Below are 13,115 nucleotides of genomic sequence, written 5' to 3'. Positions count from 1 at the left end.
CCCGTGGGCCGCCGGCCCGGAAGTCAGCGGGCCGGGTAGCGCTCCTCCAGTGTCCTGCGCAAGAGCTCCAGCGACGCACGCGGGTCGAGGGCCTCGTCGGCGAGCCGGTCCAGTACCACCCGGTACTCCTCGGTCTCGTCGCGGTCCTCCAGGAAGTTGGCGCTCCTGATGTGCTCCAGGTAGACGATGTCCGGCAACTCGAGACCGCCGAAGCGCAGATAGGTGACCGGGATGGACGGGGCCGAGGCGTTGGTCACGTCCAACGGCACGATCTGCACGGTCACATGGGGGAGCCGGGCCGCCTCGACGAGATGCTCCACCTGCTCGCGCATCACCTCACGGCTGCCCAGCACCCGCATGAGGACCGACTCGTCGAGGATCGCCCACAGTTGAGGGGCGTCGGGGCGGGACAGCAGCTCCCGGCGGCGCATCCGAAGCTCCACCCGGCGCTGCACCTCGGCGGCGGACGCGGTCGGCAGTCCGCGCTCCACCACGGCCCGGGTGTAGGCCGGGGTCTGGAGCAGTCCCGGAACGTACTGGATCTCGAAGGTGCGGATGGCGACGGCCGCCTCCTGAAGCCCGACCAGACGGTCGAACCACTCGGGCATCAGGCGCTTGTCGTAGCGCTGCCACCAGCCCGGTTCACCGGCGCGTTGCAGCAGCTTGACCAGGACCGTGGCCTCGTAGTCATCGGCCCCGTACAGCTGGAGCAGCGCGCGGACATCGCCTTCCGTGGGCGGCCTGCGGCCCTTGCCCGCCTCGATGCGCGACAGCTTCGCGGGACTGAAACCGAGGGCGCGCGCCGCCTGTTCCTGAGAGAGGCCGGCCTCCTCCCGGATACCGGCCAACTGCACGCCGACCAGCATCTTCAGCAGAGTCGGAGCGGGCTCCGTCCGAGTCAGATACGGTTCGAGGCGGGAGATGCGGTGCGACTCGGCGGACATCGTGGCTCCCTGCTGGCCGACAGAAAAGCAGGCTCGCAGTATCGCATTCGAACGGGTCCCACCGCATGCGCCGATGAGACGACTTTCCGCTCCGCCCTCAGGTGAGGTGGTCGAACTCCCCGTCCTTCGCGCCGGCCAGGAAGGCCGCCACCTCCGCGGGGGTGTACACGAGGGCGGGCCCGTCCGGATCCCGGGAGTTGCGCATCGCGACACTTCCGTCGGCCAGGGCGGCCAGCTCGACGCAGTTGCCCTCGGCGTTGCTGTGCCGGCTCTTGATCCAGCGGGCGGCCAAGGCGCTGGCCCGCACTCCGTTCGGCTCTGAAGACACCGCATTCTCCTTGCTGACGTTCCGCCACGGGGGCATCGGGGCGCACGGGGCGGGGTGCACCCGCCGGTTCCCGAGGGTCTCCTACCCGTCGTGCAATTTCCCATGCAATTGCACGACGATGCTGACTGCGTGGATAATAGCGACGGCGTCAATCGCACGACAGACGCCGTACGTTGACGTGGCATCAGGCAGATGCCGTGTCATCAGCTGGGTACCGGATGTCAGGCCCACCCGTCGGGGCCGCGCGCGGAGCAGGGACGACGGGGGCCCGGCTCCACACCGTCTTGCGGGGAGCGGACATGGCGACACCACTGAAAGGCCTGGAGCGCGTGCCGTGGGGTGCGATCAAGGACTCCAGCGGAACCGCGGAGGCGATCCCGTTCCTGCTGCGCACCCTCGTGCGAGGCGACGAATCCGCCGCGAGAGCGGCACTGGGTGATCTGCGGTCCCGCATCTGCCAGTACGGCTTCGTCGTCGACCAGGCCACGGCCGCCACGGTGCCCTTCCTGTGGGAGCTGGCCAGGCTTCCCCAGGTGACCTGCCGAGTGCAGATCGTCAACCTGCTCAAGAGCATCGCCGCCGCCCGGCAGTGGGAGAGCACCGCCTCCGTGTACCCCAAGCTCCTCAACCACCGTCATGACTACGTGGGCTGGGAGCGGCAGGCTCGCAGCGCCGTGCGCGCCGACCACGGGACCCTGCGGCAGCTGCTCGCGGAGCCGGACACCGAACTCGTCGAGGCCGCAAGCGAACTGGCGTCCGCACTCGCCGCCTGAGCCCCGACGGCCTCTGTCGCGCGCCACGGCCGGCTGCTTGCGGAGAACGGCCGGACTGCGAGATGGTTGTCGTAGGACAACGGTCTCGTCGCTTGTGCAGCAGAGAAGGGAACGGGCCGCGGACGCGACCCCCTGCCTGTGGACACCTTTCAGCGGACTTCCGCCGACTCGCGCGGCCACGGCCACGACGTGGCGTGGGGCAGTGCTCCCTGCCCGGTGATGGTCGCGGACAGGCGCGGCCGCGTGCTGGAGCTGAACGCCGTCGCGGAAGGCCTGTTCCCCGGGGCGGGCCATGGCTCGAGTCTGCGGGACGTCGCACCGCCATGGCTCTGCGAGGCCCACGAACGGTTCGCCTCGGACACCACCGATCGGGACCTCACCGACGGGACTCCGGCGTCCGGGCGGATCGGGGAGCGCTCGTTCGAAGCCCATCCCACCCGGTCGGCCCACGACCAGGTGGTGTGGTGGCTGGTGGACGACACGGACCGCCGCCTCGCCGAGGAAGCCCTCCGCAGCGAGCGCGAGCGCACCGCCTTCCTGGCCAGGGCCTCCACCACCCTGCTGGCCTCGTTGCACGTCGAGACCTGTATGGAGGCCACCGCCCGGCTGGCCGTCGAACACCTCGCCGACGCGGCCGTCACCGTCGCCCCCGCCCGCGGCCGGGGCAGCCCCGTCACCTCCTGCGGCCCCTCGGGCGAGATCACGCACACGACGGTGCTCGCGGACCCCGAGGACGTGCCGGGCCTGGACGAGGCGCTGCGCGGCTTCCCGCCGGTGTCCTCCCGCTGGATCGACCCCGCCGCGCTCCCGGACTGGGCGGTGCCCGCCGGGCTGACCGGACCGGTCGGCTCCGTCGTGGTGTCACCCCTGCCCGGGCACGGCGTACCGGCGGGAGCGCTCATCCTCCTGCGCGCCGAGGACCGCAGGACGTTCAGCGAGAGCGAGGAGGTCTTCGCCCGGCTCTTCGCCGCCCGGGCCGGCGCCGCGATCTCCGCCGCGCGGATGTACGCCGACCAGGCCGCCATCACCACGACCCTGATGCGCGAGCTGCTGCCGCCGCAGCTGCACAGCGTGCACGGCGTGCAGTTCGCGGGCGCCTACCGGCCCTACAGTCAGCACGACCGCGTCGGCGGCGATTTCTACGACGTCCACCCGGGCGCGACCGACGAGGAGGAGACCCTGGTCGTCCTCGGCGATGTGTGCGGCAAGGGACTCGAGGCGGCCGTGCTCACCGGGAAGATCCGCAACACGGTCCAGGCGCTGCTGCCCCTGGCCGCCGACCACCGCTCCGTCCTCGGCCTGCTCAACGGCGCGCTCATCAACTCGCATCACACACGGTTCGCCACCCTCGCGCTGGCGTCCGTCATCCGCCGCGGCGGCACGGTACGGCTCCGCGTCACCAGCGCGGGACACCCCGCCCCCCTGCTCGTCCGGGCCGACGGCCGCGTCGAGGAGGCGGACACGCGCGGCACCCTGGTGGGTGTCTTCCCGCAGATCACCTCCACCACCGCCCACCTCGAACTCGCGCCCGGCGAGACCTGCCTGCTGTTCACCGACGGGATCATCGAGGCCAGGGGAGGGCCCTGGGGAGACGAACTGTTCGGCGTCGAGCGGCTGATGGCGGCGGTGGCGGAGTGCGTTGCGATGCCCGCGGAAGCGGTGGTGGACCATGTGCAGATGCTGGCGGCCCAGTGGGTCGGCGGCCGCCGCCACGACGACATGGCCGTGGTCGCCGTGACCGCGCCGCACCACGCGCACCTCAGCGCGGTCGACGGCCGCACTCGGGGGAGGTACACCGCGTGAGCACCGCACCCGTCCGGTCCGCCACGGCGGCCGGACGCGGTCCGCGACCGGCTCCGGCGTCCCTGGCGACCCGGCCCGGCGACTTCCCGCGGGCCCGCCGTATTCTTTGCGCGGCACACGACGCCGTGATGGCCCGCCCAGCAGCACCGAACGTCCCCGGCCCCGGAAAGCCCAGATGACGACCTCCCACACACCCTCCCTCACGCTCACGGTCGAGACCGAGCGGACCGCGATCGTCGTTCGCATCGCCGGGGATCTCGACTACGAGACGTGCGACGACCTGGTGAGCACCGTCGACGGTCAGCTGGCCCGGTGGCCCCTGGCCGGCCCCCCGCTGACCGCGCTGCACCTCGACTTCGCGGGGCTCGGAGACGTCGACTCCATGGGGCTGTCCGCCCTGCTGATGATCCGCCGGCGGACGGACGCGGCGGCCATCGACCTCCGGCTCGACCACCGTCCCCCCGCACTCCAGCGGCTCCTGGAGATCACGGGCTCCCTCGAACACCTCACCGCTCCGTTCGAGGACAGCCGCGCCAGGGAGCAGCCCGGGGCGGGCTGACGCCGAGGGGCCGTCGCCAGCCGGGGACTGCGAAGCACGTCGGCCTGCGCCGAGGTGGAGGTGAAGGCCGCGCCGCCGAACCCGGAACGGGCCGAGCGCCGGCTGCGGACCCCGGCGTGGGCCGGGGACCCATGGCCTGTGCGATGCCGGGTAGAGGGAGGGGTGATGAACGTACGAGATCACGCCACGTCACCGCCTCGTGCCTGTCGGGAAGCCCGCCGTCGTCCCCGGCGGGGCCTCTCCGGCGGTACGGGCGGTGTCCGCTTCCGTGCCCCGCGCCAGCCGGTCTCCGCGCCATGCCCGCCGGTCCCGCCCGTGGGCGGGGTCCTGCCCTCGACGTCCCTCTGTCCGAGCGGGCGATGAGACCGGCCGAGCCGCCGGCCCGGGACGGTGGGAACCCGGCCGAGCCGCCGGCCCGGGACGATGGGAACCCGGCCGCCAGGGAGATGATGACCGCCGCCTCGGCCCGCGCGCAGGTCCTGGCGGTCGTCCGAGGCCACTGGGGCAGTTCGGGCCGTCCGCCCGCCGAGCAGGCCGTCACCGATCTGCTGCTGGTCACCTCGGAGCTGGTGTCCAACGCGAACCGTCACGGCGGCGGTGTCGTGGCCTTCGAGGCGACACCGGCCCGGGACGGGATCCGGCTCACCGTGCACGACCGCAGCCCCCACATCCCCACCGTCGCCTTCGGCTCCGGAGCGCTTCCTGTCGGACACGACGGCGGCGGGTACGGGTGGCCGTTGATCATCAGGCTCGCCCACGAGATCGTCATCGAGCAGTGTGCGCATGGCGGCAAGTCCGTGAGCGTGGTCGTACCCTTGCGCGCCAGACCCGAGCCCGGCCCATGAGGGCCCTGCCCGGTGGATCCGTGCGGCCGAGGCCCCGGTTGGACCCGGCCGATGAGGGCCCTGTCCGGGTGGGTCGGTGCGGCCGAGGCCCCGGTTCGCCCGGTCCCCGTGTTTCCCCGGGCCAAGTGCGGTAATGCGGAACGGGACACCCGTGAAGGGAACCCGCATGATCGCCGTATCCCTGCTCATACCCGCGTCCATGCTCTGTCTGCTGCTGGCCCTTGGACGGTACGAGGAACGCATGCTGGGCCCGGGGGATGCCGAGGAGGCTCCCGCCGCGTCCGGCGGCCGCCGGCTGCGCGCCGTGCCCGATCCGTCGTCACCCACAGTGCCGGGCGCTGAGGCGGAGCCCGCGGTCCGGCCGCGGACCGGCCCGATCGCGCCGGGCGGCAGGCGTCCCACGAGGCCGGCCGGTCCCGGGACGCCGCGCCGGGCCGCCTGACGGGCGCGGCGTGCCCCGCGCACCCGCCCTACCGGGAGAAACTGCCCTACCACGGGAGAAAGACGTGCACATCCTTGCCCTCCGGCTGGATGACCACACTCACCTGCTCGCACAGCGTGTGCACGAGATGCCAGCCGATACCGCCCGGGCGCCCCGGACGGAAGGGCCGCGGAGTGGGCGGGGTCGTGCTGGAGTCGTGCAGCGTCACATGGATGCCGTCGTACGTCGGACGCATCCGCAGGGCGAAATGGCCCGGGGCGTACTGGACGGCGTTGGCCGCCAGTTCGTCGACCACCAGCAAGACGTCGTTCCAGTGCTCCGGACTGGCCGGAGGCGAAGCCCGCGCCAGCCGGCGCAGAAACCCCTCCGCTGCCAGACGCGCGTCCGTCACGTCGTGCAGGTCGCCCTTGAAGTCGGCAACGAGGTTCTCGACCGCCTCGAACGGCCAGGCCTTGTCCCCACGCGGCTCGGTTGCCATACCGTCCTTCCCCCGGCCGTCGCGTCGGCCGGTTGTCGTGGTACATCGAGCTGTCGCCCGGCCCCCCTTAACACGGTTGCCAGAACGCCGAGAGCTACGCATCCGGTATCACGGCACTCACGCCCCGGTCACACTGATGGGCCCGGTACGGTGCGTCCTGCAGTGATCTTGTGAAGATGACGGGGTCCGACGGCGTATCCGGCGCCGCTCTGGGTACGGGCGCCGATCGGGCCGACCATATCGGCTGAAGTGAAGGACGAACCGTTCGTGTGCACCTCGGGGAGCGGACGGCGCGGCGGTCAAGAGAAGCGCGGTGGGAGATGACCGTGAGGTGACGGAGGCGGAAGAGGCAAGGGGCGGTCCCCGGGTGCTGGCCCGGCAGGTCGCGGATGCGGTGGAGAGCCTGGTGACACTGTGGACCGGGGCGGCCGAGGCGGTCACTCCACGGCTGTCCAGCCATCAGCTGAAGGCGCTGACCGCCGTACGGCAGCGGGAGCTCAATCTCACGGCGCTCGCCGAGACGCTCGGCATCGCCCTGCCCGCCGCCAGCAGACTCTGCGACCGGCTGGAGGCAGCCGGACTGCTGGAACGGGTGAACCATCCCCGCAACAGACGCGAACTTCAGCTGAGAGTCACCGCCCATGGACGGAGGGCGCTCACCGAGGTCGCCGAGCGGCGGTCCGCGAGTCTGGCGGATGTGCTGGCCGCGATGACCCCCGCGCAGCGCGCCGCGCTGGAACACGGGCTGCACGCCTTCCGCGCGGCCCGAGCGGCACAGCCGGACGGCGAGGCGTAGCCCCACGCAGGACGCGGGCTTCTCCCGGCGCGCCGCTCCGGTTGCCGAGCGGCGCCCTCACCGCCGCAGGGACGGCGAGGCGACCGCCGGAGTCCCCTGCCCGCTGTCGAAGTGGCACAGCAGCAGGCACACGTCGTCATCGCCTTCCGAGTCCCGCAGCATCGGGTCGAGGACCCGGTCGGCGGCGCCCTCCAGATCGCCGGCCAGATCCGGCAGAGCGAGGGCGGACAGGGCCTCGGTGAGCCGCTGGATGCCCGGGTCGATCCCCTGCGCCCGCCGCTCCACCAGGCCGTCCGTGTACAGGGCGAGGGTCGACCCGGCCGGCAGCGGGACGGTGTGGTCCTCGATGGCCTGCCGCAGCGGAATGCCCAGCATGGCTCCCGGCTTGTCGTCGAGGGTGTGGACCCGGCCTTCGGGCGTGCGCAGCACCGGGGGCGGATGTCCCGCCGCCGCCCAGGTCAGGAACGGCTCGCCGGGGCGGAACCGGGCGATGACCGCCGTGGCGTACAGATCCGGCTGAAGATGGTGCAGGAACAGGTGCAGCCGGGTGAGCAGTTGACCCGGGGTCCCCCCGTCCACGGCGTAGGCGCGCAGGGCGGTGCGCAGCTGGCTCATCATCACCGCCGCGTGCAGCCCGTGGCCGGTGACGTCGCCGACGACCGCGATAAGGCTTCCGTCGGGCTGGCGGAAGGCGTCGTACCAGTCACCGCCGACGTTGAGGCCGTGGGTCGCCGGAAGGTAGCGGGCGGCCAGCCGCAGCCCCGGGGTGGTGGGCAGATCGGTGAGCAGCGCCCGCTGGAGTGTCTCGGCGATGTCCCGGCTGTGCTCGAAGCGCTGGGCGTTGTCGATCGCGATGCCGGCCCGGCGGGCCAGCTCGATGAGCATCACGGCGTCGTCCGGGTCCCACCGGTCGCCCGGCGGCGTGAGGATCAGCACGCCCAGGGCCGTCCGCCGGGCCGACAGGGGAACGCACAGCAGGGGCCGGGTGGGGTGCAGGGCGGACGGCGGCCGGTCGTCCACGCCGGGCAGACCGCCGGGCTGGGCGGCCGCGTACTGCGGACGTCCGGTGCGGGCGGCGACGACGGCGGCGGCGGGACGGGGAGCGTGTCCGCGCGCCTCCTCCTCGTCGCCGAGCAGCCATACGTCGGCGCTGCGCGCGTAGGTCGGGATCAGCAGTTCGGGGAGCAGCCGCACGATCTCCCCGTGGTTGAGGGAGGCTGTGAGCGCGGCGCTGGCGTCGGCGAGGAACGTCAGCCGCCGGCGCGCCTCCTCCGCCTCGGTGCGGGCGGCCCGCTCGGCGGCGAACAACTCCTGCTGGGCCCGCCCCGCGGCGTCCAGTTCCGCGTGCAGGGCGAGGACGCCCTGGTTCGTCTGGTGCAGCTCCTCACGGTGGAAGGCGACCAGTGCCTCCTGCTCGGTGAGGGCCTCGAGCACTCGTGCCGTGTCGTCGTCGGCGCTCAACAGCGCCTCGGCGAGGGCCGCCGGACGGGTGTGGACCACCGCCGAGCCGGCGTCGCCCGCCCGCTCCGAGGCGGGGGCCGAGGCCTGCCAGGTGAGGTCGGCGTCGGAGCCGTCGCCCGAATGGGGGCAGAGCGTGATCCACAGCCGCGACTGGTCCCCGCGCGGGGACGGAGGGATGGTCTTGAGGGTCAGCCGCCAGGCACCTCCCTTGGTGAGGCACTGGCGCAACTGTGTGGTGAGCGCGGTGACCAGACGGGTGCGGGCGAGGACGGGGACGCCGTGCTCGGCCGCGAGCCGGGCGATGGCGATCCGGGCCCGGGCGGCGTCGACGACGGTGGTGATCTGCCAGGTGTGGGTCATGGTTCACGATTCGGCGGTGTGGGGGGACAGCACGGCCACCGTGGTGTCGTCCCGGACGGGCCGGGCCGAACTGCTGGAGTCGCGCACGATCAGGGCGGCCGTCACCCCCGGGTCCAGGGTCGCGGCGGGCACCTCGGGGCGCAGCGACCATCGGCTGGGCAGGCCGTCGCTGTGCAGGATGAGAAGGGAGTCGGGGTTCCAGGGCAGCCGGTGGCGGGGGATGTGCGCGGGACGGTGGGCGCCCACTATGCCCGGATGCGACACCAGTGGCTGCCAGCCGTCGCCGGAGCGGAGCCGGGCGCCGATGTTGCCGATGCCGGAGAACTCCAGATGCCGCCCGGCGAGGTCGAGTTGGGCGACCGCGACGGCGGCACCCCGGGTGTCGCGCAGCGCGGTGTGCAGCGCCGCGAGCAGCTCCGGAGGCGTCAGCCGGGGGTTCAGCCGCAGTTGCCGGACGGCGGCGTCGGAGGCCTCGGCCGCGTGCGGGCCGTGCCCCAGCCCGTCGGCGAGCAGCAGCGTGAGGCGCTCACCGGACCGTACGCAGGCCCAGGCATCACCCGAATGACCCTCGACGAGGGGGATGTTGATCCCGCCGGCCCGCACCGGCGCCGGTGCGGGCCGGCTGCGCTCACTGCCGCGGCGCCCGGTCGAGGGGCGAATCCGGACCAGGGCCACGGTGCCGCGCCCGGGCGAGCTGTGCAGGTCGAAGTCGTCGGCCAGCCGCCGGCAGGTGCCGAGTCCGGCACCGAGCGAGCGCGTGGTCGAGAAGCCGTCGCGCAGGGCGGCCGACAGGTCCGGGATGCCGGGGCCGTGGTCGATCGTCACGATCTGGAGCGCGGCCCGGTCGCCGCCCGCGTCGGCACCGTCGGGCGCGGCCGTCGTCTCCAGCAGTATCTGGCCGCCGCCCGCGTGCTTGAGCAGGTTGGTGGCGAGTTCCGTGGCGACGAGCACGGCGGCCGCCTCCCGGTCCGCACCGAGCCCGGCGTGGCCGCAGGCCTCCTCGGCCGCCACCCGGACGTCCCGGAGCCGGGTCGTGTCGTGCACGGGCACATCCCAGACGCGGGTCATCGCGCCTCCTCGCGCGGGCGTGGCGGTCCGGCCGTCCAGCACACCACGGTGACGGTGGTGCCGCCGCCGGGCCGTGTGTCGATCGAGAACTCGTGGACCAGCCGCCGGGCTCCGCCGAGCCCCAGGCCCAGCCCGCCGCCCGAGGTGTAGCCGTCGGTGAGCGCCTGCTCCACGTCGGCGATGCCCGGTCCCTCGTCGGTGAAGGTCAGCCGCAGGCCGCGGGCCCGGCCATGGTCCAGGACGACGGACTCCACCTGTCCGCCGCCGCCGTGGATGAGTGTGTTGCGCGCGAGCTCGCTGGCCGCGGTGATCAGTTTGGTCTGTTCCACCAGACCGAATCCGATCTCGGCAGCCGTCTGCCGCACATGCTGTCGTACCCACGCCAGATCCATGTCCGAGCGGATGGGCAGGCATGCGGCGAGGCGGCCCGATGTCTCCGTCACGCGTTCTCCCGGCGGCCTGGGACGGGGGACAGGGGGGCGGACGCCCGGGTCAGCATCCGCAGGGCCTCGTCGGTGTCGAGCGCGGTGCGCAGGCCCGGAAGGGTGAGGCCGAGTTCCACCAGGGTGATGGCGACCGCGGGGCGCATGCCCGCGACGACGGTCTCCGCGGCGAGCAGGCGGGCGCTCGCGGCGATCTCGGCGAACACACGGCCCAGGAAGGAGTCGACGATCTCAACCCCGGAGATGTCGAGGACGACCCCGTTCACCGGGCTGCGGGTGATGGCCGCCGCGATGTCCTGCTGAAGCTGTTCGGCCGCCTTGTCGTGCAGTTCGCCCTGAAGTGAGACGAGCAGGACGTGACCGAGCCTGAGTACGGGGATCTGCGTGCCGTCCAGGGGCCCGAAATCACCGGTCACCGCGCGCCCCCGCCGGTGGACGACCGGTCGACGATCACGGCACCCAGCTGGTGGAGGGCGTACGCCAGGGCGTCGGCGAGGGTCGCGCGAGTGACGACCGAACCGAGGTCGATGCCCAGGTGCACGATGGTCTGGGCGATCGCCGGCCGGATGCCGGAGACGATGCACTCCGCCCCCATGAGACGAGCCGCGGCGACCGTCTTCATCAGGTGCTGAGCCACCAGGGAGTCGACGGTCGGCACCCCGGTGATGTCCAGGATGGCGAACCGCGCCTGCTGGGCGACGACGGCATCCAGCAGGCTCTCCATGACGACCTGGCTGCGGGCGCTGTCCAGAGTGCCGATCAGTGGGACGGCGACGATGCCGTCCCACAGCTTGATCACGGGGGTGGCCACTTCGAGCAGTTGCAGGCGCTGCCGCTCGATGATGTCCTCGCCGGCACTGAGGGCCGTCTCCATGACGACCAGGCGCAGCGTGCCGAGCAGGACGGTGAGCGTCACCAGGTGCGAACCGGTCGCCTCCCCGTCCGCCTCGGCCAGATCGGCGGCCAGCAGCTCGCTGACCGAGGGGCGCAGCGCGGCCACCTCCTCGGCGATGTGGTCGGGGGCGGAGCCGGCCCTCGCGCGCGAGGCAGCCATGCGGGCGAGCTGTTCGCGCACCCCGGAGAAGCCCGGAGCCCGGACGTCTTCTATCCGCCCGGTGGCGGCCACCACGGCGAGCGCCTCCACGAGGGCGCCGGCGGCTTCCACGGCCTCGTCGCGGGAGACCGTGAAGACCGTCCGGAAGAGAGTCTCGTCGGCCCAGCGCTGGGAGATCTGCTCCCTGCGGCGCTGCAGGAAGTCCCCGACGACTCGTGCCGACGCTTCTCGATCCGTTGCCCACTCCTGGTCCGTCACGTCCCTGTCTCCTTTGTGCGTCTGCTCCCCCGGCTGCCAGGGAGCCTCCTCGAAGAGCGCGGTTCATTGTCGCGCGACAACTGTAATCATGGGAGATCGCACCCGGCACCCGTGGCCTCCCGGAAGATCGTCCAACGAAGGGGGGACCCGGCCAACTGCTGTCCGTATCCGGGGCTTCGGCGCCCGGGCGGAGGCGCCGGCGGAGGCGGGGCACCGAGGCGGTGTGTGACGCTTCCCACGGGGCGCGCGACCGCCATGGCCGGCCGCCCCCTCAGGAGTCCTGCTGCCGCCCGAACCAGTCGAGGCACACCACGAGCGCGTCGTCCTCCGCGGTGGGCTCGCCGCGGTGGTCCGACAGCTCTCTCAGGACGGCGCCGGGCACCTCGGCGGCCGGGAGCAGCCGCGTCGCCGCGATCGCCTTCGCCAGCGCCTTGTCTCCGTAGGTCTCGCCCGCCGCCCCGACGACGCCGTAGACGCCGTCGCTGACGAAGACGAGCCGGTCACCCGGTTCCACGTCGATCTCCTGCGCGACGTAGTCGGTCTCCTCGAACATGCCGAGGGGCAGCTGCGCCTCGAAGCCGATCGCTTCCACGGTCCGCCCCCGCATCCGCAGCATCTGCGGGGAGCCGGCGTCCACGACCTTCACCCGGCCGGTCGACAGCTCGAAGTCGAGCAGGAGCACCGCCAGATGGCAGGCGCCCCGGTAGTGGGCGTAGACGGCCTGGTCGGCGAGGGCGGCCTGGTCCTCGATGGGGATCCCGGCGCGCCGGGCGTTGCGCAGCGCGTTGATGCCGAGGTTGGTCAGCAGCGACGCCTCGATGCCCTCCCCCATGCCGTTGGTGATGTAGAGCATCAGCCGGTCCGGCCCGGCGGACCAGTCGAAGTTGTCGCCGAAGATCGCGTAGGCGGGCTCCAGCTGGGCCCCGAGCGCGTACTCCGGCCGGGTGCACGAGCGGCCCGGCAGGAGCTGCCACTGCATCTCGGCGGCGAGCGTCAGCCGGTCGCGGCGTCTGGCCCGCACATACACATCCGTGTCCCGATCGGCCACGATCATCTCGTGGCCGAGGACCCCGGCGATGTCCACGAGTTCGGGAAGGACCTCGGCGGCCGTCTCGGACGGCAGCGCGACCGTCAGGACGCCGAGCCGGTCACCGCGTACCGTCACCGGCAGATGAAGGCGGGACAGGGCGCCGGTCTCCTCGACGATGGGGTCCTGGGCACCGAAGGACCGGCCCGCCGTGGTGCCGTGCATCGCCACGGAGTCGGCGACGGGGAGCAGTGCGGAGACGGGCTGCAGAACGGTGAGCCCGTAGTCGGCCATCAGGAGTTCGACGGACTCGGCCGCGTACTGGCTGCGCAATACTTCCCGGAGCGCCTCCACCAACCGGTGGGGAGCCGCGTTCCGGAGCGCCCTCTCGGCTGCGACGAATCTGTTCACGATGTCGGATACGCCATTCTTCCACTAGTACGATTCCGGACCCATGCCCTGACGGGCTCCGCGTC

At 72.6% G+C, this 13,115-nt stretch carries 15 protein-coding genes; 6 read left to right on the top strand and 9 right to left on the bottom strand.

Annotated elements, in window-relative coordinates; all coding sequences use genetic code 11:
• Nucleotides 1-23: 23 nt before the first annotated feature.
• Nucleotides 24-944 (bottom strand): helix-turn-helix domain-containing protein, encoded by a 921-nt coding sequence (locus tag ACIP94_RS19370; protein WP_402426602.1) that lies wholly within the window; start codon nt 942-944, stop codon nt 24-26.
• Between the two features lie 97 nt (nt 945-1,041).
• Entirely contained in the window at nt 1,042-1,308 is a 267-nt protein-coding gene (locus ACIP94_RS19365) for a DUF397 domain-containing protein (RefSeq protein ID WP_402426600.1), read from the bottom strand.
• A gap of 263 nt (nt 1,309-1,571) precedes the next feature.
• Here ACIP94_RS19365 and ACIP94_RS19360 point away from each other — a divergent pair, with 263 nt between their 5' ends.
• The 5 genes from ACIP94_RS19360 (at nt 1,572) to ACIP94_RS19340 (ending at nt 5,694) form a co-directional block, all read left to right on the top strand.
• The gene (locus tag ACIP94_RS19360) at nt 1,572-2,045 is read left to right on the top strand and encodes a hypothetical protein (RefSeq protein WP_402426598.1); all 474 of its coding nucleotides are present in this window, start codon (nt 1,572-1,574) and stop codon (nt 2,043-2,045) included.
• A 138-nt stretch (nt 2,046-2,183) separates the two neighbouring features.
• The gene (locus ACIP94_RS19355) at nt 2,184-3,848 is read left to right on the top strand and encodes a PP2C family protein-serine/threonine phosphatase (RefSeq protein WP_402426596.1); all 1,665 of its coding nucleotides are present in this window, start codon (nt 2,184-2,186) and stop codon (nt 3,846-3,848) included.
• Between the two features lie 175 nt (nt 3,849-4,023).
• A complete protein-coding gene (locus tag ACIP94_RS19350; RefSeq protein ID WP_402426594.1) occupies nt 4,024-4,407 on the top strand; it encodes an STAS domain-containing protein in 384 nt (127 codons plus the stop codon).
• Nucleotides 4,408-4,766: 359 nt separating this feature from the next.
• Nucleotides 4,767-5,252, top strand: coding sequence for an ATP-binding protein (locus tag ACIP94_RS19345; RefSeq protein ID WP_402426592.1), 486 nt, complete (start codon nt 4,767-4,769; stop codon nt 5,250-5,252).
• Nucleotides 5,253-5,418: 166 nt separating this feature from the next.
• On the top strand, nt 5,419-5,694 hold the full coding sequence (locus tag ACIP94_RS19340) for a hypothetical protein (protein WP_402426590.1): 276 nt from the start codon (nt 5,419-5,421) through the stop codon (nt 5,692-5,694).
• Between the two features lie 46 nt (nt 5,695-5,740).
• Here ACIP94_RS19340 and ACIP94_RS19335 read toward each other — a convergent pair whose 3' ends face one another.
• Nucleotides 5,741-6,172 carry an ATP-binding protein gene (locus tag ACIP94_RS19335; protein ID WP_402426588.1) on the bottom strand — a complete coding sequence of 144 codons (432 nt, stop codon included), beginning with the start codon at nt 6,170-6,172 and terminating at the stop codon, nt 5,741-5,743.
• Between the two features lie 313 nt (nt 6,173-6,485).
• Between ACIP94_RS19335 and ACIP94_RS19330 the strand changes: the two genes are divergently transcribed.
• Nucleotides 6,486-6,968, top strand: a complete 483-nt coding sequence (locus tag ACIP94_RS19330) for a MarR family winged helix-turn-helix transcriptional regulator (protein WP_402426586.1) — start codon at nt 6,486-6,488, stop codon at nt 6,966-6,968.
• Between the two features lie 57 nt (nt 6,969-7,025).
• Here the strand turns inward: ACIP94_RS19330 and ACIP94_RS19325 are convergent, their stop codons facing one another.
• The 6 genes from ACIP94_RS19325 to ACIP94_RS19300 all read right to left on the bottom strand — a co-directional run bounded on the left by ACIP94_RS19325 (nt 7,026) and on the right by ACIP94_RS19300 (nt 13,050).
• Nucleotides 7,026-8,789 carry a PP2C family protein-serine/threonine phosphatase gene (locus tag ACIP94_RS19325; protein WP_402426584.1) on the bottom strand — a complete coding sequence of 588 codons (1,764 nt, stop codon included), beginning with the start codon at nt 8,787-8,789 and terminating at the stop codon, nt 7,026-7,028.
• 3 nt (nt 8,790-8,792) lie between these two features.
• Nucleotides 8,793-9,857 carry a SpoIIE family protein phosphatase gene (locus tag ACIP94_RS19320; protein WP_402426582.1) on the bottom strand — a complete coding sequence of 355 codons (1,065 nt, stop codon included), beginning with the start codon at nt 9,855-9,857 and terminating at the stop codon, nt 8,793-8,795.
• Nucleotides 9,854-10,249, bottom strand: coding sequence for an anti-sigma regulatory factor (locus ACIP94_RS19315; protein WP_402426875.1), 396 nt, complete (start codon nt 10,247-10,249; stop codon nt 9,854-9,856). The genes ACIP94_RS19320 and ACIP94_RS19315 overlap by 4 nt, the downstream gene beginning before the upstream one ends.
• A 47-nt stretch (nt 10,250-10,296) precedes the next feature.
• Nucleotides 10,297-10,716: an STAS domain-containing protein gene (locus ACIP94_RS19310; RefSeq protein WP_402426580.1), complete on the bottom strand. Its 420-nt coding sequence runs from the start codon at nt 10,714-10,716 to the stop codon at nt 10,297-10,299.
• On the bottom strand, nt 10,713-11,612 hold the full coding sequence (locus ACIP94_RS19305; RefSeq protein ID WP_402426578.1) for an STAS domain-containing protein: 900 nt from the start codon (nt 11,610-11,612) through the stop codon (nt 10,713-10,715). Before ACIP94_RS19305 ends, ACIP94_RS19310 begins: the two co-directional genes overlap by 4 nt.
• Before the next feature lie 271 nt (nt 11,613-11,883).
• Nucleotides 11,884-13,050, bottom strand: a complete 1,167-nt coding sequence (locus ACIP94_RS19300; RefSeq protein ID WP_402426576.1) for a PP2C family protein-serine/threonine phosphatase — start codon at nt 13,048-13,050, stop codon at nt 11,884-11,886.
• Between the last annotated feature and the right edge of the window lie 65 nt (nt 13,051-13,115).

Origin of the sequence: Streptomyces sp. NPDC093261, assembly GCF_044753645.1 — a bacterium.
GTDB lineage: Bacteria > Actinomycetota > Actinomycetes > Streptomycetales > Streptomycetaceae > Streptomyces.
Note: the sequence above shows the minus strand (reverse complement) of the source record. Positions and strands in the feature narration are given on the sequence as shown.